The 21,831-nt window shown below is 31.1% G+C and carries 16 protein-coding genes and 1 pseudogene; 3 read left to right on the top strand and 14 right to left on the bottom strand.

Annotated features, from left to right (window positions below):
- Positions 1 to 11: 11 nt before the first annotated feature.
- From pip (BQ7358_RS00700) to BQ7358_RS00690, 3 genes are all read right to left on the bottom strand, one after another.
- A complete protein-coding gene (gene pip, locus BQ7358_RS00700; RefSeq protein WP_062172702.1) occupies positions 12 to 983 on the bottom strand; it encodes a prolyl aminopeptidase in 972 nt (323 codons plus the stop codon).
- A gap of 315 nt (positions 984 to 1,298) precedes the next feature.
- On the bottom strand, positions 1,299 to 2,261 hold the full coding sequence (gene pip, locus BQ7358_RS00695; RefSeq protein WP_062172700.1) for a prolyl aminopeptidase: 963 nt from the start codon (positions 2,259 to 2,261) through the stop codon (positions 1,299 to 1,301).
- A gap of 454 nt (positions 2,262 to 2,715) precedes the next feature.
- Complete coding sequence (locus tag BQ7358_RS00690) at positions 2,716 to 4,104, bottom strand: peptide MFS transporter (RefSeq protein ID WP_062172698.1); 1,389 nt, start codon at positions 4,102 to 4,104, stop codon at positions 2,716 to 2,718.
- Positions 4,105 to 4,297: 193 nt separating this feature from the next.
- On the opposite strand from BQ7358_RS00690, the gene BQ7358_RS00685 reads away from it, so the two are divergent.
- A complete protein-coding gene (locus BQ7358_RS00685; protein WP_072520185.1) occupies positions 4,298 to 5,281 on the top strand; it encodes a DDE-type integrase/transposase/recombinase in 984 nt (327 codons plus the stop codon).
- Positions 5,282 to 5,636: 355 nt separating this feature from the next.
- A complete protein-coding gene (locus BQ7358_RS00680; RefSeq protein ID WP_021752304.1) occupies positions 5,637 to 6,719 on the top strand; it encodes a M24 family metallopeptidase in 1,083 nt (360 codons plus the stop codon).
- A 274-nt stretch (positions 6,720 to 6,993) separates the two neighbouring features.
- Here BQ7358_RS00680 and BQ7358_RS00675 read toward each other — a convergent pair whose 3' ends face one another.
- From BQ7358_RS00675 to BQ7358_RS09105, 3 genes are all read right to left on the bottom strand, one after another.
- Positions 6,994 to 7,920: an alpha/beta hydrolase gene (locus BQ7358_RS00675; protein WP_062172697.1), complete on the bottom strand. Its 927-nt coding sequence runs from the start codon at positions 7,918 to 7,920 to the stop codon at positions 6,994 to 6,996.
- A 252-nt stretch (positions 7,921 to 8,172) separates the two neighbouring features.
- Positions 8,173 to 8,781, bottom strand: a complete 609-nt coding sequence (locus BQ7358_RS09110) for a transposase (protein WP_234971554.1) — start codon at positions 8,779 to 8,781, stop codon at positions 8,173 to 8,175.
- Positions 8,750 to 9,574, bottom strand: coding sequence for an ISL3 family transposase (locus BQ7358_RS09105; RefSeq protein ID WP_234971555.1), 825 nt, complete (start codon positions 9,572 to 9,574; stop codon positions 8,750 to 8,752). The genes BQ7358_RS09110 and BQ7358_RS09105 overlap by 32 nt, the downstream gene beginning before the upstream one ends.
- Before the next feature lie 1,026 nt (positions 9,575 to 10,600).
- On the opposite strand from BQ7358_RS09105, the gene adhE reads away from it, so the two are divergent.
- Positions 10,601 to 13,243 carry a bifunctional acetaldehyde-CoA/alcohol dehydrogenase gene (adhE, locus tag BQ7358_RS00665; protein ID WP_062172695.1) on the top strand — a complete coding sequence of 881 codons (2,643 nt, stop codon included), beginning with the start codon at positions 10,601 to 10,603 and terminating at the stop codon, positions 13,241 to 13,243.
- Positions 13,244 to 13,516: 273 nt separating this feature from the next.
- On the opposite strand, the gene BQ7358_RS08855 is transcribed toward adhE, so the two are convergent.
- From BQ7358_RS08855 to BQ7358_RS00640, 8 genes and pseudogenes are all read right to left on the bottom strand, one after another.
- The gene (locus BQ7358_RS08855) at positions 13,517 to 14,845 is read right to left on the bottom strand and encodes a type I restriction endonuclease subunit R, EcoR124 family (RefSeq protein WP_231723791.1); all 1,329 of its coding nucleotides are present in this window, start codon (positions 14,843 to 14,845) and stop codon (positions 13,517 to 13,519) included.
- Positions 14,811 to 16,160, bottom strand: a complete 1,350-nt coding sequence (locus BQ7358_RS08850; protein WP_231723813.1) for a type I restriction endonuclease subunit R — start codon at positions 16,158 to 16,160, stop codon at positions 14,811 to 14,813. Before BQ7358_RS08850 ends, BQ7358_RS08855 begins: the two co-directional genes overlap by 35 nt.
- Positions 16,157 to 16,537: a hypothetical protein gene (locus BQ7358_RS08845; protein WP_231723790.1), complete on the bottom strand. Its 381-nt coding sequence runs from the start codon at positions 16,535 to 16,537 to the stop codon at positions 16,157 to 16,159. The genes BQ7358_RS08850 and BQ7358_RS08845 overlap by 4 nt, the downstream gene beginning before the upstream one ends.
- 100 nt (positions 16,538 to 16,637) lie before the next feature.
- Positions 16,638 to 16,763 (bottom strand): annotated as a pseudogene (locus BQ7358_RS09250) (ADP-ribosylglycohydrolase family protein); the annotation flags it as partial.
- A 212-nt stretch (positions 16,764 to 16,975) separates the two neighbouring features.
- Entirely contained in the window at positions 16,976 to 17,188 is a 213-nt protein-coding gene (locus BQ7358_RS08720; RefSeq protein ID WP_197415953.1) for an ADP-ribosylglycohydrolase family protein, read from the bottom strand.
- Between the two features lie 18 nt (positions 17,189 to 17,206).
- On the bottom strand, positions 17,207 to 18,394 hold the full coding sequence (locus BQ7358_RS00650) for a restriction endonuclease subunit S (protein ID WP_062172694.1): 1,188 nt from the start codon (positions 18,392 to 18,394) through the stop codon (positions 17,207 to 17,209).
- Positions 18,387 to 19,412: a virulence RhuM family protein gene (locus BQ7358_RS00645; protein WP_072520103.1), complete on the bottom strand. Its 1,026-nt coding sequence runs from the start codon at positions 19,410 to 19,412 to the stop codon at positions 18,387 to 18,389. Before BQ7358_RS00645 ends, BQ7358_RS00650 begins: the two co-directional genes overlap by 8 nt.
- A gap of 159 nt (positions 19,413 to 19,571) precedes the next feature.
- Entirely contained in the window at positions 19,572 to 21,152 is a 1,581-nt protein-coding gene (locus BQ7358_RS00640; RefSeq protein ID WP_062172692.1) for a type I restriction-modification system subunit M, read from the bottom strand.
- Positions 21,153 to 21,831: the final 679 nt, after the last annotated feature.

Here is a 21,831-nt window from a genome sequence, read left to right as displayed (position 1 = left end):
ATAAATTTTAATTATCTTAATTTTAATGTTTCTTTAAAATTATCGGTCGCACGCACCAATGCATCCACAATCGCCGGTTCCGACGATGCATGTCCGGAAATAACAAACTCCAACTCACAATTATTTAGTCGTTTGCTTAACTCATACGCATTAATCGGACGACAATCCACATCGTAACGACCATGCACGATAAATGTTGGAATATCTTTAATCGCTTCTACGTTATTTAATAACCAGTTATCGTCACCGCCCCAAAACATATTATTCATCCAAAAATGGCACTCAATAGTTGCCACCGATATAGCGAAATTAATTTCCCCCGCACTCTCTTCAACGTTTGGTATTGGGTATAATGTCATTACACTGCCTTCCCAGATACTCCATTCACGTGCAGCTTCTTCACGTATTTTTCTATCAGCACTTGTCAAGCGTTTATAGTATGCACCTATTATATCATCACGTTCTTCTTGTGGAATAATTGATGTATAGCGTTCAAAGGCTTCCGGAAAAATCTCGCTTACGCCTCCTTTTTCATAAAGCCACTCAATATCTTCTCGACGTCCTAAGAAAATCCCTCTTAACACTAGTCCAAGCATTTTTTCAGGGTGTTTAACAGCATAACATAATGCTAATGTTGTCCCCCAACTACCACCAAAAACAAGCCATTTATCAATATTCAATACTTTACGGACTTTTTCCATATCGTCGATAATATGCCACGTATCGTTATTCTCTAAACATGCACGTGGTGTCGATTTTCCACTTCCACGTTGGTCTAAGAGAATAATTCTATACGCTGTAGGGTCGAAAAACCGTCTTCCTGTCGGCGTCGTGCCTCCGCCCGGTCCGCCATGCAAAAAGATTACCGGTATTCCCTCGGGATTACCGCTTTCTTCATAATATATCGTATGCGTATCATCCACCTTGAGCATTTTTGAAAAATTCTCTTTAATTTCTGGATATAACGTCCTTAGCTCCCCCATAATTAGAACTTCCCCCAATCTTTATATTTTTTACAATATTATTTTATCACAAAATAAAGCGTTTTTCATTATTGATTTTAATGAAATTTTATTATTTAGTTTTGTTAGTATAAATATATTTGTTTTATACCTTATTTATCACTATAATAAATTAATAATTCAGCACTTGTTTTCACACTTTCTTGGCGTTTTATACAACAAAAGTCGATAAAAAATATTTTTAATTTAATTTTTTATAGCAATAATAATGTTTAGATTTAAGGGGAAATTATAATAAGGATATTACATATATTATTTACATTTCCTTAATAACTACTATTTTAAAACTTCTCTGAATTTATCAGTAGCTCTTATCAGCGAATCAACAATAGCCGGTTCTCCTGATGAATGTCCTGATATTACTATATCTAAATTACAATTATTTAATTTTTTACTTAACTCATAAGCACCAACAACACGACAATCCATATCATAACGGCCATGAGCAATCCATGTTGGAATATCTTTAATTACATCAACATTATTTAAAATCCAATTATCATCTTCCCAGAACATATTGTTCATCCAAAAATGACATTCAATAGTTGCCATTGAAATAGAATAATTTATCTCACCAAAACTTTGTTCCAAATTAGGATCCGGATACAACGTTACCAAATTACCTTCCCACATACTCCATTCTTTTGCAGCTACTTCACGTGTTTTTTTATCATCACTTGTTAAACGTTTGTAATATGCACGGATCATGTCATGACGTTCTTCTTGCGGAATAATGCTTTCATAACGTTCAAACACTTCTGGATGAACGTTGCTGGCTCCTCCTTTTTCGTAAATCCACACTATATCTTCACGACGTCCCAAGAAAATACCACGAAGCACTAACCCTGTCACACACTCCGGATGTTTAATAGCATAACATAATGCCAGTGTAGAGCCCCAACTTCCGCCAAAAACCAACCACTTATCTATATTCAATTCTTTTCTGATTTTTTCAATATCTTCGATTATATGCCACGTATCGTTATCTTTTAAACAAGCATGCGGTGTTGATTTCCCACTTCCACGTTGGTCAAATAATATAATTCGATAAAACTCCGGATCAAAATATCGTCTACATGTAGGCGATGTCCCACAGCCGGGTCCTCCATGGAAAAATACTACCGGTACTCCGTTCGGATTCCCACTTTCTTCATAATAAATTGTATGCGTATCGTCTACTTTTAAAAATTTTGAGAAATTCTCTTTTATTTCAGGATAAAATACTCTAAGTTCAGCCATGATATAACCTCCTATGTTAATAATTTATATACACTATAATTTTAACATAAAACATAGTATTTTTCATTACTAATTTGAAATAAATTTTTTCATTTTAGTTTTTATAAAAAATATATTTATTTTTTACACATAATATACACTATAACAAAATTTATTATGAGCAGCAGTGAATTATTAGAAATAAATTATTTTAAAATTTTACTTTACTAAAACATTAATCATATTTTTAGAAACAAATATATTTGTTAATTATTTTTCACAACAAAAAAGAGCGACTCAAAAATCGTGATTTCGTTAAAAATCGATTCTACAGAGCCGCTCACACGGTTTACTAGATTTGAGAGAGTTTTTTAAAGTAAACTCCCAAATTAATAAACCGGTACGTCCAACCGCTAATATGCAAATTCTATTAGAATTTTTAGCTTTTAGTCAGTTTCTATTAAATTATTATTAATTAATCTTCTACTAAAGTTTCGCCTTCTCTTAATTCTACAAGGCTAGCAAGTTTTTTCTCAAAAACAAATATTAATACTGCAACTATTAAACAGAACGCACCAATACTTAATGATAATTTTACAGTTGGGATATCCGCGATATATTCATATAATATACCATACCCTTTAGCTGCTCCAAATGTTGCTACAATCCAAACTGCCATCATTATTGATAAGATACTCTTAGGCGAATATTTAGAAACAAATGATGCTCCTAGTGGAGAGAAGAACATTTCAGCAATACTTAGTACTACGAAGAATAAGATAACCCATAGTATGCTTGCTTTTTGGCTTTCAGGAGCCCCTACTCCACGAGTAAATTCTGTTAATGCTAAAATACCAAAAGTCGCACCTAGCAATAATAAAGCAATTGATGCTTTTTTATATAAGCTCCAGTCTCCTTGCGGACGTTTAGAAAGTTTGTACCATAACGCACCCAAAATAGGCCCCAGAATAATACAACATAGTCCATTAACAGAATCCAGCCATGAAGTAGGAACTGTGAAACTTCCTAATTTAGTATCAACAAATTTAGGCATATAATCATAAAGAATTACATAAGTTAGGTACCAGAAAGTCCAAAAGATAACTGATAGCAATGAAATAATAATAATTGAATATACGCGACGAACTTCGTATTTTTGTAACGGTCTTTTCTCTTTAGGTTTTTCCTCGTGTTTAACTTCACCTTCAGCAAAAGGACGTTTCCCTACTTCACCAAGAGATTTATATCCTAAAATAAACCAAATCGCACCTATCAGGCAAAGTAACCCTGCTATTTTAAAACATTGTAAGTATCCGTTAGCTCCCGCTGTAGCTAATTTAACATACAATATTCCTACAAACGTAGTTCCTACAAACGATCCGATATTAATAAATGAATACATCGTTGAAAACGCATCGTCTTTACGAGATTGATCACCATCAAAAATACGACCTACTAACGCTTGAATATTCCCTTTAAAGAAACCTGTACCGATTGATACCAAGACAATCATAACCCACATTGCTGAGTATGTTCCGACGTAACCTGCATATCCATAGCCAAGAGCCATTAATAATAATCCTACCGGAATCAAATATCTCGCTCCCAAAAACCTATCGGCGATAAAACCGAACAACACAGGTGCTAAATAAGTAAAGGCAACAATATTGGATTGCATTGCCGCACCTTCAACTTTACCTAACCCTAAACCGCTTTCTCCCATTCCTCCAGATATTACGGCTACGGTTACATATGTAAATAATAGCCAACGCGATGAATAGTAAGCGGCACGTTCAAATGAGAACGTAATAGAGCTCATATAAAAACTCCACGGTTTTCCTTTTTTAACCGCAACTTCAGACATAAAAAAACCCCTTCTTTCTTAAATAATTATATTACATATTATAACACAGCAGTATAAAAACTACAACTGTCTGTGTAAATGTTATCATTATTTATTGTAGTGTTACAATAGATGTGAGACATATAATAAAAAAAAGAAGAGTAAATCCTGTATAATGAAGTTACCTACAAATCAAAAAAAGGAATTTACTCTTATGAAAACTATTATAACAGAAAATATAGAAAAAACACAACGATATATACCTCATACTTTACAAACAAGAATAGCTGCAGTTAAAACTTATAGAAACGGTAACTCTATTCGTTTTGTTTGTAGGCGCTATAAAATATCAAAAGCCTCTCTTTTGCGTTGGAATAAAAAATATGACGGTACTAAAGAGTCTCTTATAGATAAGTCTCATAGACCTCATTCCATTCACCCTAACGCCCATACAGTTGAAGAATTGTCTTGGATTAAAAATCTTATTAAACGTAATCCTAATATTTCTATGATTGAATTATATGCTAAACTTAAATTCAACAAAGGTTATAAAAGACATCCTTGTTCTTTATTTAGAGTGCTTAGAAAATTAGGTTTTTATAAAGATACTAAGAAAAAAGTAATTCCTTATAAACCTAAACCCTATAATACACCTACTGAAATTGGTAAAAAATGGCAACTTGATGTGAAATATGTTCCTAAACGTTGTTATGTAGGAGAAATTCCTGATAAATTTTATCAATATACTATCATTGATGAAGCTACTAGGGAAAGATTTATTTTCCCTTTTAAAGAACAATCATCATACTCTACTGTTCAATTTGTTAAAATGGCTATTGATTATTTTGGGTATAAACCCAAGATAATTCAAACTGATAATGGTTTTGAATTTACACATTTTAAAGATACTAAACGAATACACCCTTTTGATGTATTGTGTAATAATCTTGGCATTAAACATCAACTTATTAGACCTAGAACTCCTAGACATAACGGTAAGGTTGAACGTAGTCATAGAAATGATAATGAACGTTTTTACAGGCGTTTATCTTTCTTTTCGTATGATGATCTTATATCTCAGATGAAAAAGTATCTATATCGCTCTAACCGTCTTCCTATGCAGACTTTAAATTGGCTTTCTCCTGTTGAAAAAAGAAAAGAGTTACGGAAAGAGTCTATAAAAATATGCCGGCTTTAATTCCTTGTTAGATAATAGATTTCACAACTTATTTGTCAAGGACAAGGGCTACGCCTTTTTCAAATCCTTGACAAATAAGTTTTAGAAATCTGAAATGTTCTCTAAGGAATTAAAGCTGGCAAATCTAATCAAATAATGTAATTTACGTCGGGGGCTTCATACGGTTTACATAGAAGCTAGCTTCTATGTAATTCTATTATATCCGGTATTTATTTTTTACTTTTTTTGTCTCACATCATTTACAAATGTACACTGTGTAAATGTTATCATTATTTATTTTATGGGTATTGTATTTGTATTTTAGTAGTGCTATAATAAAAATAAAGTTCAGAATATTTTAAAGGAGTTGTATAATATGAAACTTTCAAGAACTAATAAGATTCTATCTAAAATGAAAGAACAAGGCATTTCACAAGCACTTGTTAGCGATCCTTATTCTATTTTTTATCTAACAGGATTTTTAGAAAATCCGGGGGAAAGATTTTTTGCTGTTTTATTAGATGAAAATGGGGATCACAAATTGTTTTTAAATATCCTGTTCCCGCTGGATAAAGATTTAGGCTTGGATATAGTAAGCATTTCAGATACCGATGATATTATCAGTATCGTTGCCGATCATATAAAAGCCGGTACTAAATTAGGAATAGATAAAATTTTCCCTGCTCGTTTCTTATTACCGCTAATGGATAAACTTCCGGATAATAAATTTGTTGATGTATCTCTTCTTGTTGATACTACTCGTATGCTTAAAGACGAAGAAGAAAAAGAATTAATGCGAATTTCTTCTGAATTAAATGATAGAGCTTGTCAGTTTGTTATCGACAACATTACTGAAACTACTTCTGAAAAAGACATGGTTAAAAAACTGCTTGCTTATTACGAAGAAATCGGTGTTGAAGGAACATCATTCCCACCTATTATAGCTTATGGTGATAATGGAGCTAATCCGCACGGTTTGCCTGGTGACAGACTTCCAAAACCGGGGGAATCTATTATTGTCGATATTGGCGGAATTAAAGATAAATACTGCTCAGATATGACTCGTACTGTGTTCTTTAAACAACCGACACCGGAAGATAAAGAAGTATTTGAAATTGTTCTTGAAGCAGTAAAACGTGGTACAGAATTGGTTAAACCCGGAGTTAGATTATGTGACATCGACGCCGCTTGTCGTGACTATATTACTGAAAAAGGTTACGGAGAATACTTCACTCACCGTACCGGTCACCAAATCGGTCTTGAAGATCACGAATACGGCGATGTATCAAGTACAAACGAAATGGTTTGTGAACCGGGTATGATTTTCTCTATCGAACCCGGCATCTACCTACCCGGACGTATGGGAGTTCGTATCGAAGACTTAGTTCTTGTTACTGAGGACGGTGTTGAAGTCTTAAATAAATTAAACAAAGAATTTGTAGTTATTGGAGAAGATTAATTTTCAACTTGATCATCTTTCGAAAATACTTTTTATAACTACAATACTTTTGGGGCGATGTTTTTATCGCCCTTTCTTTATAAAAAGGGGCGGCTCAAAAAATTGATTTCTACCGAAATCATTATTTTTGAACCACCCCTCATAGTTTATTAAGTTTGGGAATAATTCTTCAAAACATATTCCCAAACCAATATATATATATCTAACTGTTAACTAAATAAATTATATAATAAACTTACCTTTTAAGTCAGTTTCTTTTATAATTATTAAGCGATTATTTAAAATATTTATTTAAAAATTTTTCTATTATACTCCAATACTCTTTACGATATTTGCGTTCTGCTTGGACGTGTTTTGCTCCGGCAAAACTATGAAATTCTTTTTCAGAACTGATCAAATTATACGCTTCTTTTCCATGCTCGATCGGTACAAAGCCGTCTTTTTCACCGTGCAAAATCAACGCCGGTAATTTTGTATTCTTTAAAGCCGTTGTTGCGTCGACATCTCCAAAAAAATATCCCGCTCTAATTTTTGTCACCGTATTAGCTGCCGGTATAATGGGAAAACTCGGAAGATTAAATAATTTTTTCAACTGATATGTAAATTCCTGTTTTAAATTTACATACCCGCTATCTTCGATGAACGCTTTAACATTCGTCGGCAAATTTTTGCCGATAGCATTCATTACCGTTGCAGCCCCCATGCTAATCCCAAATAATACGGTATCGGCATTATTATTTTCTGCTGAGATTTTTTTCACCCAGTTTACTAAATCATCTGAATCGTAGCCACCCATGGAGATAAAATCTCCGGCACTTTTCCCATGTGCTATTAAATCAGGAGCAAAAACATTGTATCCTTTATCGTAAAACTGTTTGATATAGGTTACCATTTTTTTAGCTTCACTAGTATAACCGTGAACGACAAAAATCCATTTAGTTGCTTTCGGATTAATAAACTTATAACCCACCAATTTGTTTTTTGTAACAGAACTCATCGTTACTTCTTGCTTATTACTTTCAAACCACTGATTCAATACAGCTTTATCTTCTTTATTGCCATCATTATCCTGACTTACTATCGCACTTTTATCTACCTTTGGGTTTAATGCAAAATTATAAAAATAATTACCTGTAAAACCAAAACCTGCAACCATAACAATAAGCACCCCAATCAATATTTTTTTAAACCGTTTTTTCATTGTTACGTTCCTTTCTTCATAATAAAACATATTGTTGATTATACTATGTTATCAAAGGAAAGTAAATAAAAAAAATCACTAATATAGACTTTAAGTATCTCTAATTAACTCAATAGTTCAACTTTTACTCGTTCTATAACTCCGAACCTACACTTCAAAACACTGAACTCTTTTTATTATTTTGTTATCAAATCTTATTAAATATTGGCTCTGTGTCAAATACGGGGCATGAGAAAAAATAAGGATAAAATGCTAAGCAATGCAGTGTTGCTTGGCATTTTTCAAAACGCCCTTAAAAGAAATATTATTTTTATACTCAGAAACAAATAACCTAGAAACAACTAAAATGCGTAATCTAAAGTTATAAAAGCTATTATAACCATAAGAAACTCTCTTTAAAACCTTTATCTTATTATTAATACCCTCCAAAGAACCATTAGAGATAGAATACCTAACACTATTAAGCATATACTCTTTATGTTTTCTCATAGTATTAATAGCCTTACTAACACCATCAGATAAATCGATAGTAGATTTTTCAATTAATTCTTTAAACTCCAACTCATTTCTATACCTTATTGCATATCTAATATCCTGAACTCTCTCATAGCTAGCCTTAAATATACAATCTAATCCTAATAAATAATCTAAAATATCACGTCTAGTAACTAAACTCCTAAAACTCCTATTAAAGAAAAACCTACCATGAGTAACATTACTTTCATCTTCTAATATTAACTTCCAATTATTTTTTAAAAGAGTATAATTAATACCTTTTTGTTTTTTGTAAATATTCATTAGCTTAACTCTAGTTCTATTAAGTTCTCTATTAACATTTTGAATAAAGTTCTCTATTAACATTTTGAATAATATGAAACCTATCTATAACAATTTCAGCATTAGGAAACTTATTTCTAATCAACTTCATATAAGGAGTATAAATATCAATACAAATAGCCTTAACATTACTTCTAGCCTCTTTAGAAAATCTGGAAAAATAATTATTTAAAATATACTCAGTTCTACCATCAACTATATCAATAATCTCATGAGTTAAAGCATCTAAAAAAATAAAACTCATACCATTTTTACTATCTTTAGTAAACTTTAACTCATCAAAGCATAAATACTCAGGTAAGGTATTATAGTTAAGAATGTCTACATGGGATTTACATTTATAAAGAGTTCTTATAACAGTATTAACCGATACATTATTCATTTTGGCTATTTGTTTAAAAGATAAAGTATCAGCTAAATCACTCATTATAGAAAACTTAACATTTTTAGAAATACTACAGTATTTATCTACAAAAGAAGTAGTAGCTACAAATTTTTTATTACAAGTTTTACACTTGAAACGTTGCTTTCTTAGTTCCAAATAAGCAGGGATACCTGATATTTTTAATAGATTAATTCTAGTAAGTTCATTAAAGCCGTTTTTAACTACAGTATAACCTTTATTAAGACAACCACAGCATTTACACTTCTTGGGTTTATATGTTAAGGTACCTTTGAATACAAAGTACTTTTGATTGTTTTTAATGATTTCTCTATGTGTTTCCTCTATAGTAATGTTTTTATCTTTTATTTGTAGTAGGTTTTTAATGAATTCTCCCTCTTTTATTTCTTTTGTTTTTGTGTTAAAATTATTCATGACAGATATCCTTTCATAGTTTATTTTTTGCACTTTAATTATATTGGATATTTGTCTTTTTGTATATTAAAGAACAATACGAGGTATGGATTTTTCCCATGCCCCGTATTTATTATACAACCTAAATATTCAACACTCATTCCATCAAAGTTTATTTTTGTATCTCTAAATTTAATTATAACTTATTTAGAGTATTTTTCAATATTACGATAAATAAAAAATTTATTAAATATTTTCTTTTATATCCATATCTATGCTTATAAATGTACCAATTATATTTTTTAACCCTTATTTTTCGTCTTTTAGCCATCTATAATTTTTTATTTGATAATTAATTTCCATATTTTAACACTTTAGAATTATTATTAATAACTTAGCATTCATTTATTATTGTTCTCTTAATTTCTGATAAATTTTTATTACAACAATCAAAAAGTTACCGGTAAGGTTCTATATTTTTTCTAAGAAAATAACATTTTTAAAATGTAAATGATAACCATTATCATTGTAAGGTAATAAATGTGTAATATTTATACATTTATTTATAAAAATATAATTGAATGCCCTATTATTTTATAACTGTTATATAGTATCTATAATTAGTATAGATCCTTTTTTACTGTTACATTGTTCTTATCGCTTATAGTTATATCAACTGTACTTTTACATAAACATACATATATTTTTCAAAACATATCGTGATTATTTATATATATAATTTAGTTTATTTTACAAGCATTTTCTAAACCTTTGTAAGTGTTTGCTTCTGGGTTGTGTATGTGCTACACTTAAATTGCAAGGATAAATATGTCGACATTCCATGCAATTGTTTCAAACGATTCCTAAGTAACTTGAGCACCTTAGATGTAAACGATGTAATTTTTGTTATATCTACTCAATTATTACACCATATTGAAACTCTGTACTGAAATATACAATTATTCAGAATCATCTAAGATTATGAAGTTACGTGATTGCACAGTTAGTATTATTGGTATTATTGATAATATACAGGAGGTAATTATTATGGTAAAAGAAAAAGAAACTGTTGTAAATCCAGAAGAAGAAGTTGATGTTCTTGTCAAGAAAGCACTAGTTGCACTTGACGAATTCATAAAAATAGAAGATCAGGAAAAAATTGACTCAATTGTTCAAGCCGCCGCTGTTGCCGCTTTAGAAGAGCACGGTCCTCTTGCTATTGCAGCAGTTGAAGAAACAGGTCGCGGTAATGTAGAAGATAAAGCTATTAAAAATTTATATGCTTCTGAATATATTACGAATAATCTTCGTGGACTAAAAACTGTCGGTGTTATTGATAGAGACGAATCGGACGGTCTTGTTGCGATTGCTGAACCGGTCGGTGTTATTTGCGGTATAGTACCTACCACCAACCCCACCTCTACCACTGTTTTCAAATCTCTTATTTGTTTGAAAACTCGTAACCCTATAATCTTTAGTTTCCACCCTGCAGCGAACGAATGTTCTAAAAAAGCTGCAAGAATCGTTTATGAAGCTGCCGTTAAAGCCGGAGCTCCTAAAGATTGTATCCAATTTATCGAAAAACCTACACTAGACGGTACAAACGCTTTAATGAAACATCCCGGCGTTTCTACTATTCTTGCTACCGGTGGTGGCGGAATGGTTAAAGCCGCTTACTCTTGTGGAAAACCTGCTCTTGGTGTTGGTCCGGGTAACGTACCTGCTTATGTTCATAAAGATGCTAAACTAAAACAAGCTGTTAACGACATAGTTTTAGGAAAAGCTTTTGATAACGGTATGATTTGTGCCAGTGAACAAGCTGCTATTGTAGACAAAGAAGTTTATGATGAGTTTATTAAACTTATAAAATCACATCGTGTTTACTTTGTTAATAAAGAAGAAAAAGCTAAATTAGAAAAATTATTATTCGGAGTTGAGGCATATTCTGAAAATGTTAATACCGCTAAATTAAATTCTGTAATCGTTGGTAAATATGCTGAAGATATTGCTAAAATGGCAGGCTTTGAAGTTCCGAAAGGAACCGTTATACTGGCTGCTGAATGTGAGGAAGTTGGGGTAAATGAACCTCTTACACGTGAAAAACTTTCACCGGTACTTGCTATTCTTAAATCAACCAGCACAGAAGACGGTATTGAAAAATCTCGTCAAATGGTTGAATTTAACGGTTTAGGACACAGTGCCGCTGTCCACACTCAAGATGCAGATGTTGCTGAAAAATTCGGTAAGGTAGTTAGAGCTTGTCGTATTATTTGGAATTCTCCAGCTTCATTCGGTGGTATCGGAGATGTGTACAACGCATTTATTCCATCACTTACATTAGGTTGTGGTAGCTTTGGCGGTAACTCTGTTTCTGGAAATATCGGCGCAGTAAATCTTCTTAACATCAAGTTAGTTGGACGTAGAAATAACAATCTTCAGTGGTATAAAATTCCACCAAAAGTTTATTTTGAACCCAATGCCATCAGATATCTAAGTGAAATGGAGGGTTTAGAAAAGGTGATGATCGTAACTGACGAATCTATGGTTAAACTTGGATTTGCAGCTCGTATCATCGATCAACTTAACAGACGTAAAAACAAAGTTCAGTATGAAATATTCGCAGGCGTTGAGCCTAACCCTGATATTACAACCGTACGTCGCGGTTTGGAAATTATGAACTCATTTAAACCTAATGCTATAATTTCTCTTGGTGGTGGTTCTGCTATTGACGCCGGTAAAATTATGTGGTTGTTCTATGAAAGACCTGATGCAGACTTTAAAGAACTTGTTCAAAAATTCATGGATATCAGAAAACGTACTGTAAAATTCCCGCATTTAGGAAATAAAGCGAAATTTATCGCTGTTGCTACTACATCAGGTACAGGTAGTGAGGTTACTCCTTTTGCTGTTATTTCAGATAAAGAACATGGTAAAAAATATCCATTAGCTGATTATGCACTTACACCGCATGTAGCAATCGTAGATCCTAATTTGGTTATGACAGTACCTGCCAGACCTACAGCATCTACAGGTATGGATGTTCTTACTCACGCAACAGAAGCCTATACTTCTATACTTGCTAATGATTATACCGACGGTATCGCTCTACAAGCAATTAAAATTGTTTTTGAAAACTTGGAAAAATCTGTTAGAGAATTTGATAAAGATGCACGTGAAAAAATGCACAACGCTTCTTGCTTAGCCGGTATGGCATTCGCTAATGCGTTCTTAGGTATCTGTCACTCTATGGCACACAAAATCGGTGGTAAATTCGGTACTATTCACGGTGAAACAAACGCTACTTTACTTCCATACGTTATTCGCTATAACGGTACTCGTCCCGGTAAAGTGTCTATTTGGCCAAAATATGAACACTATAAAGCTGCAGAAAGATTCCAAGACATTGCTCGTATGTTAGGACTTAAAGCCGATACTCCTGAAGAAGCTGTTGAATCTTATGCACAAGCAGTATTCGAATTAGGTAAACGTGTAGGTACTCCTATGAGCTTTAAAGATCACGGTGTGGATTACGAAGCATTTAAAGCTGAACTTCGTACCTTGGCACTTGATGCTTATGAAGACCAATGTACTCCAGCCAACCCAAGACTTGCTTTACTTAAAGACTTAGAGGGAATTATGGAAGCTGCATGGTTCGGATATGATAAGAAAAAATATGAAGAAAATAAATAGTTAACTATTATTTTATAGGAAAATAAATAAGTTTATAACTATAAGTTAATTCTCTTAAAATCCCGACTTACTAAATACGGTAAATCGGGATTTTATATATAACTCTACGCTAAATATAAGGCAAATTAAGAAAGAAAGAGAGTAAGATTAAATGATAAGGTAAATACTTGTCCCTATCAAAAACTCTTCCCTCAATTCCTCTAATTTTAGTCTATATAACACTTCACAGCTAGAAAATCAATCTAGCATTATTCTGATAATTTAAAATCGCAACTAAATACCTACAAAAATTTCCACAATTTTTCTTATTTTTTCTAATACTGATTCTTTCTTTTTTTCTCTTCCCCCACCTCTGCGTGAAGTTGGAGGAATTATACGGTCTAATTCATCTCCAGCATATTCCACATACCCGTTATCAATAGATTTTGTTATAAAACGCATTGCTCCCTCTTTCAGCTTTTCTTCTTCAACTAAAGATTTAATTTTATTTTCTTTTTCTTTTCTTGCAAACATATAAAACTTTTCAAGAATATCATCAGTATTCTTTAATTCTGACAATTTTGTTTTGCTGATAAACTCCATAATTAAGTTTTCTTTTGCTCTTGTATCAAGACTTGATCTGATTGCTCGACGTACTTCTGCTTTCAAATTTTCTACATCTTCGTTTTCTTTTGATTTTTCCAGTATTAAAGCCAAAATATAGTCTAAATTTATTTCATCAGTTTTCAACAAATCAATTTGAAACTCGACATTTGAAAAATCAACCTGTTCGCCTTCAGCCTTTTCACTTCGTCTTTCATTCAAAATACTTTCTCTGATATCTACATATACACTTTTCATGTCTTGCATTTGTCTATCAGAAATAATTTTTTCAAAACTTTCAAATTCATCGAAATTTCTAAGAATATTTTCAGCTTTTAACAATTCTCCAAAAAGTTGTACAAATTCTTTTTTATCTGCTTCAAAAACAATTTCAGTTGTATCCGGAAATTTGGCAATTATTTCTTCACATATATCAACATATCCCTTAAACGTCTTTCCTGTTTCCTCGTCTGTAAAACCATGTATATATTCATCATAACTCTTTTCTAAAATAACATTGACACTATTTTCATCTCCAAAAGTTTTAATTGCATCTTCTGTAGCTTTTTCCAAGTTTCTAAAACATACAATGTTTCCAAAAGTCTTTACTTTATTTAAAATACGGTTAGTTCTTGAAAATGCTTGAATTAAACCGTGATATCTTAAGTTTTTATCTACAAACAGAGTATTCAATGTTGGCGCATCAAAACCTGTTAAAAACATTCCTACTACAATTAGCAAATCAACTTCCTTATCCTTTACTTTTTGAGACAAGTTTTTATAGTAATTTTGAAATTCCTTTCCATCAGTTGAATAATTTGTTTTAAACTGTTTATTGTAATCATCAATAACCTTATTCAAAAACTCTTTTGAAGTTGAATCCATAGCAGACGGCTCAAAATTTTCTTCTGTTATTTCACCAATAGCGGAGGGTTCTTCGTTTGCAGAAAAACTATAGATTGTAGCAACTTTTAATCTCTTTTCTTCAGGTAGAAACTCTTGTTGTTTGAAACTCTTCATAATACAATTTTGCAGCCTCTACACTTTGAACAGCAAACATCGCATTAAATCCATTTAATCTTCTATGTTTTAAATCATAAAATTCATTTCGATGTGTCTTTGTATCGAACACCTTAAGAATATGTTTTGTAATTTCCGTGATTCGCTCCGGATGAAGCAACATTTTATTTTCTAATTTTGCTAATTTTTTTTCATCTTCTTCTTTTTCTGCCATCTTAAATCTAGGTATGATATTATTATAATCAACCTTGAATTTTAAAACCTTTCCATCACGAATAGCGTCTGTAATTACATAACTATGAAGCTGAGCTCCGAATATATCCGATGTTGTATTTCCACCAAGAGAATTTTGTGGAAATATCGGTGTTCCCGTAAAACCGAACTGGTAGTATTTTTTAAATGCTTTTCTTATATTTTTCTGTGCATCTCCAAACTGAGAACGATGACATTCATCAAATATAAAAACACAATGCTTATCATAAATTGGATGATTAGGATTTTTCTTTACAAATTCATTTAACTTTTGAATTGTAGTAACAACAATTCTATTGTCATCTCTTTCGATACACCTTTTCAGTTCTCTTGTATCTTTACTTCCGTTTACACTATCCGGCTGGAATCTTTGATACTCCTTCATCGTTTGGTAATCTAAATCTTTTCTATCTACCACAAAAAATACTTTATCTATATAACCTAATGTTGTAGCTAGTCGTGCCGTTTTAAAAGAAGTTAATGTTTTACCTGAACCTGTTGTATGCCAAATAAAACCTCCGGCTTCAGGTCTACCGGCTTTTTTCGACTCATAACTTGATTTTATCTTCCACAAAATGCTTTCTGTAGCTGCAATCTGATAGGGGCGCATTATTAACAAAGTATTATTAACATCAAAAACACAATATTTTGTGAGAACTTCAAGAATGACACGCTTCTCAAAAAAAGTTTTAGTAAAATCCTCTAAATCACAAATTACCTTATTTTTAGCATCTGCCCATTCACAAGTAAATTCATAATTATTTTTATTTTTTGCAGTTGTATTTGCAAAATATCTGGTATAGGTTCCGTTAGAAATTACAAAAATTTGTACAAATTTATAAAGAGAATTATCCAAATTAAAACTCTCTTTGCTATATCTGTGAATTTGGTTAAATGCCTCGTGTAAATTTACTCCACGTTTTTTTAACTCAATATGAACTAGAGGCAATCCGTTTACTAGAATAGTTACATCATAACGATTTTGATTTTTTTCTCCGCCAGTAACTTGATTTACAACCTGCAAAAAATTATTGTGAATATTTTTCTTATCAATAGTTTTTATATTTTGTAAATGTCCATCATCAAAAATAAAATCATGGATATAATCTTCTTGTACCTTTCGAGTTTTTCAATCATTCCATCATTTGGAGCATCCAGATATTCAATTAAAAATCTATTCCACTCTTCACCCGAAAAAGATACTTCATTTAGTTTTTCAATTTGAATTTTTAAATTTTTATACAACTCATCATTTGACTTTACCATTAGTCTCTCGTAACCTTGAGAAACTAAATTTTCAATCATTTGCTTTTCAAGTTCTGCCTCACTTTGATATGAAGTCTCTCTAACTTTTAAATATTTTTCGAAATTAGCCAAAATGATTCCATTTGTCATCTCGGCAATTGTAGATGTGTTATAGTTTAGTCGTTCTTCTGACATCTGAATTACTCCTTCCGTAAGTTTTAAAAACATATTCTAAAAATTCTTCCAATTTCTTTACTACTTCTTTATCCATTTTTTCAATCCATCTTTTAGGTATATTTTCGTATCTAAGTTTTGCACCAGCAATGCTTCCTTCAATCCCTGCAATTGTATCCGCATCTCCACCGTGATTTACAGCACCGATGATACAATCTTCAAAAGTTTTCTTTTCACTCCAATAAATAGCATCTTTAAAAGTATTGATAATATATCACTTAGCTCTAAAAGAACTCTCTTTTTTAGACTTATTCTCTTTCCTAAAATATGAGTTTTTATAATTTCAGTATATTCCTTTAAAATATTTCTACAAATATTATTATTTATGAGTAATATTGCCCTAAATAAAATTAAGTTCAGGCGATTTTTCTGAATTTAACGAAGTACAAGGCAGAGCTCTCATAAGACTTCCATAACACAAATCGGCATCTGTGTATCATCTGTAACTCCTCCAGTTTTTAAGTTGAGCCAACCTCCACCTATTATATCAGTCAGCTTGCCATAGTCTCTTTTTATTTCAGCCTCACTCATAAACTCGGTAGTAGCTCCCATTACATCTACGATTGAAAAACCATAGAGAACACCCTTTAATCTGTCTTTAATATTATTCATTGCACTCTCACTTTAAAACTATCTTTTAAAACTTAATAATTTTTCTCTATAATATCCATATTGTTTTTGTCTTTGTTCAATTTCTTGTGGCAACAAACCTTTTGTATCAGCCAATAAAGATTGAAATCTATCAAGAATTTCAACTATTTTGTTTTGAATTTCAATATCTGGTATAGGAATTGTCTGTGTTAACAATATACTAACGTCTACAGACGGAAAATTACCAATTTTTATATTATTACTACACCATTTATCAATTATATAAAAGTAATAATATGCATACTTTATATTTACTTCTTTTTTGTAATTATCTTTCAATGAAAAACAAGTAAATCTTTGATTCGCTAAAAATGGAACTGTTATTAAAGCATGTTCTCCTATAGTCGCAGATGTTGATAAAATAATAGAGTTTTGCTCAAATAGTTCTCCTTTTATTGCAGAATTTGAAACATAATTTTTTGCATAACTTAATATATTTCCATTTTCTCTAATATCTTCCATCTTAAACCACGGGATATCTTTACTATTCCAATACTCCTGAACAGATTTAGAAGGTGTATAACCGTTTTTCGTATTAAATACTTGAGATAATGTATAAAATGATATCTCCCCATTATTTCTAATTCCTTCTATTTTTGCAGAAATTTTATTCAAATATTCTTCGCTTAAAAGCATATCTCTATAATATTCATACTGTTTAGTTCTAGCCTGTAATTCAGTAACATAATTTGTAAATTTGTCAAGTGTTTTTACAATTTTTTCTTGTGTTTCTATTGATGGAATAGGAATTTTTATTCTTTCAACTACATTACTCATTAATTTTGGGTTCCCTGAACCCCCTTTTACATGCTTTTTTGCTTCAATTTGTAACCAATATACTATAAACTTAACCAATAATTTTTTATTATCTTTTGGCTCAATCAGTCCACAAATATTTGTTACTGAGAACTTTCCATTTCTATAGAAAACTGTCCCAGCATATGCTCCATCTGTAGTCCATGTTGCAAATTCTCCATCAAAATCATATGTGCTTATTCTTCCTATTTCTCCATTATTTCTTGTTTGAGATGAATATACAGGAAATTCCCCTTTACGTTCCTCTAAATAGATTTTGGATATAACACGACCTCTCTTAATATTACAAACTTCTCCAAGTTTTTTCCATTCTACTTTTTCGTCTTTTAGTAATTCATCTATTTTACTCATTGTCATCCCCACCTTTTGAGGCAATATTTTTTATATTATTAATTTCAAGAAGATAGTCTTTTTCTACTTGTGTTAATGTTTTTTCATTATATTTTTTATATTCTTTTTCAACTTTTTCTATCATTTGTTGTCTTGATATTTTGCCATTATCTTTTAGCAAATCTTCTCCGGTTGCTATTAATATTCTATCCACATGATTTATCCAATCTTTCATAGTCATCATAACTTTTTTTTCTGCTTGTCTTTCTGCAAAATCTAAGTATCCTGAAACTAAAGAATTTAGACTCTTTAGTTCTTTTTCATTCAAATAATTTTTTGCCACCTTTGCCTCTGTTAATGTGGGTAACTCTCCTTTGAAAATTGTAAGTCCCATAAATTCTTTTTTGCTATCAACACGGCTATGAATAATCTCACTTGTTGTGTGATTATGAATAGCATAATGAAGTTTATTTTGAACTGTCGCAAAAAAATGTTTAGCTTCTTCGCTATTAGAATTATAGTCTATACTTGTAGAGAATAAATCTAATACTTGACGATAAAATACTTTTTCGCTTGAGCGAATATCACGAATTCTTTCTAAAAGCTCTTTCCAGTATGCTCCACCACCCAAGTTTTTGAGCCTTTCATCATCCATTGTAAAGCCTTTGATAATATACTCTTTTAAACGTTCTGTCGCCCACTTTCTAAAATCAGTGGCTATTTTTGATTTTACTCTATATCCAAGTGATATTATCATATCTAAATTATAAAATGTGATTTTTCTTGAAACGTTACGATTTCCTTCTTTTCGAACTTGTCGGAAATCCCGACAGGTTGATTCTTTATTCAATTCACCCTCATCATAGATATTTCCTATGTGTTCTACAATATTTGTTCTAGAAGTTTTGAATAGCTCTGCCATTTGCTGTTGTGATAACCATACTGTCTCATCAATAAAACGAACATCTATTCTGGTACTTCCATCATCTGCGTTATATATTAATATCTCTCCGTTATCTTGTTTTATTTCTTTACTCATAACAACGCTCCTTTCCCCTTATATGAACTAACTCTATATCAGACAGAAATTATTGCATCTAAATTATAAAAATTAAATGTTTTTTTGACATCTCCATTTCCTTCTTTTTTCATTTTGGAAACAGTTGTATTTAGCTAATTAAAAAAATTTGTTGCTTGATTACTCATCTTCAAGCGCCTTTACAATTTCATTTATTGAGCTTCTTAGTTCGTCTATTTTCTTTACTGTTTCTTCAATTTCTTTGTTTAGAACTTTTATGTCAATTACTTCTCTGGTATCTTCTTTTTCAACATAAGTAGAAACAGATAGATTGTAATCATTTTCTTCTATTTCAGTTCTATCTACATATCTTGAAAAATATTCTTTGTCTGTTCTGTTTCTAAATTCATCCACTATTGCACATATATTTTTTTCTTCCAAGATATTATTATTCGTTTCTTTTTTAAATTCTTTACTTGCATCAATAAAAAGCACCTTGTTTTCAATCTTATTTTTTGCCATAACTAAGATACAGGTTGCTATTGATGTACCGAAGAATAAATTTTCAGGTAACTGTATTACACAATCTATGAAGTTATTATCTATTAAATATTTACGTATAATTTTTTCCGCACCTTTTCTATAGAAAATCCCCGGAAAACATACTATAGCAGCTCTACCACTACTTGAAAGATAACTTAATGAGTGCATAATAAAAGCATAGTCCGCATAAGATTTCGGCGCCAATTTTCCCGCAGGAGCAAAACGTTCATCATTAATTAATGTTGGGTCAGCATCTCCTACCCATTTAATTGAATAGGGTGGATTTGAAACAATTGCATCAAAAGGCTTTTCATCTTTGTGCGTTGGATTGAGTAAAGTATCTCCTCTTTTGATTGAAAAGTTATTGTAATTAATATTATGAAGAAACATGTTCATACGAGCCAAGTTAAAGTTAGTCATATTTATTTCCTGACCGAAAAAACCTTCGTCTATGATATGGTCGTCGAATTGTTTTTTCATCTGTAAAAGTAAACTTCCGCTTCCACAAGTTGGGTCATACACTTTGTTTATCTTTTCTTTTCCGTCCATTACAATTCTTGCTAAAAGTTTTGATACGGTTTGCGGAGTGAAAAACTCTCCACCTGATTTTCCTGCATTACTTGCATAATTCGAAATTAAATACTCATAAGCATCGCCAAAAGCGTCTATGTCATTATTTTGAAAGTTTTCAAAATTTATTTCCGCTATACCTATTAAAATATCAGCTAACCTTTTATTTTTTTCTGCTACTGTTCCACCTAAACGGTTGCTGGTTGTGTCAACATCTTCAAACAAACCTTTAATATCATCTTCTGATGCAAAACCTATCGCACTGCCTTCAATCGCTTTAAATATATTGGCTAAATCAGTATTAAGGTTTTCATTATCTTTAGCGAATTTAACAACATTTTTAAAAAGTTGACTCGGTAATATGAAAAATCCCTTATCTTCTACAGTATTAGGTCTGAAGTATTGTTCTGCTTCTTCATCAGAAATATCTGCATAATCGAATTCCAAGTCTCCAGCTTCTTGTTCTGCAGAATTAAAAAATTCTGTAATATTTTCAGAAATAAATCTATAAAATAAAATTCCTAAAATATACTGTTTAAAATCCCAACCATCTACCGCCCCACGAACATCATCAGCGATAGCCCAAATTTTTCTATGCAATTCTGTTCTCTGTATTGCTTCATTATTACCATTTACAAAATTTGACATTTCTTAATTACCTCACATTATTAATTAAACATTGCTTTATAACCTATTTAAGACTAACAAATATTTTTTGTTAGAAAGTGAAAAAATTACATATTTCTTGAAAATTTCAATTATTTTTATAACAACTTTTATATCGATACCGCTTTTCAAAATATATGAAAATATTATAGTTTCTCACTATACAGATTTACCTATAAATAGAAAAACACTAGCAAAATCAACACTTTATACATATCTATACAGTATAAAATTTCCATATTGTCGGACTCTTCTCTACTAATTTTGAATACGTTTGTAGATGTAAGCCACAAACTTTCATCAAGTGTTTTATTAATATTCTTAGTTCATCAAAATTTTCTCAGTACATTACATATATCTACCCCTTGTAGATAAGTTTATAAAATCATTTTACAAATATTATAACATTTTTATTATTATTTTAAAATAAGAAACTTTAAAAGAAAGTTTAAAATATCGTAACATTTCTATAGTTACAAAAAAATATAAAAAAAGAGTAAATCCCATGTAGTAAAATAGGCTTTGTCGAGCAACCATAAATCTTTAAAAGTAATTTACTCCTATAAAAACAAAGTTATAGACATATCATGTACTTTTGAACCAAGGATAATTAATACACCCACTATAGAAACATTATCTCAACAAATCTTATATATTTTTT

The organism is Gemella massiliensis (genome assembly GCF_900120125.1).
Lineage (GTDB): Bacteria > Bacillota > Bacilli > Staphylococcales > Gemellaceae > Gemella > Gemella massiliensis.
The sequence above is the reverse complement of the archived record's forward strand: the minus strand, read 5'-3'. Positions and strand labels throughout refer to the sequence as shown.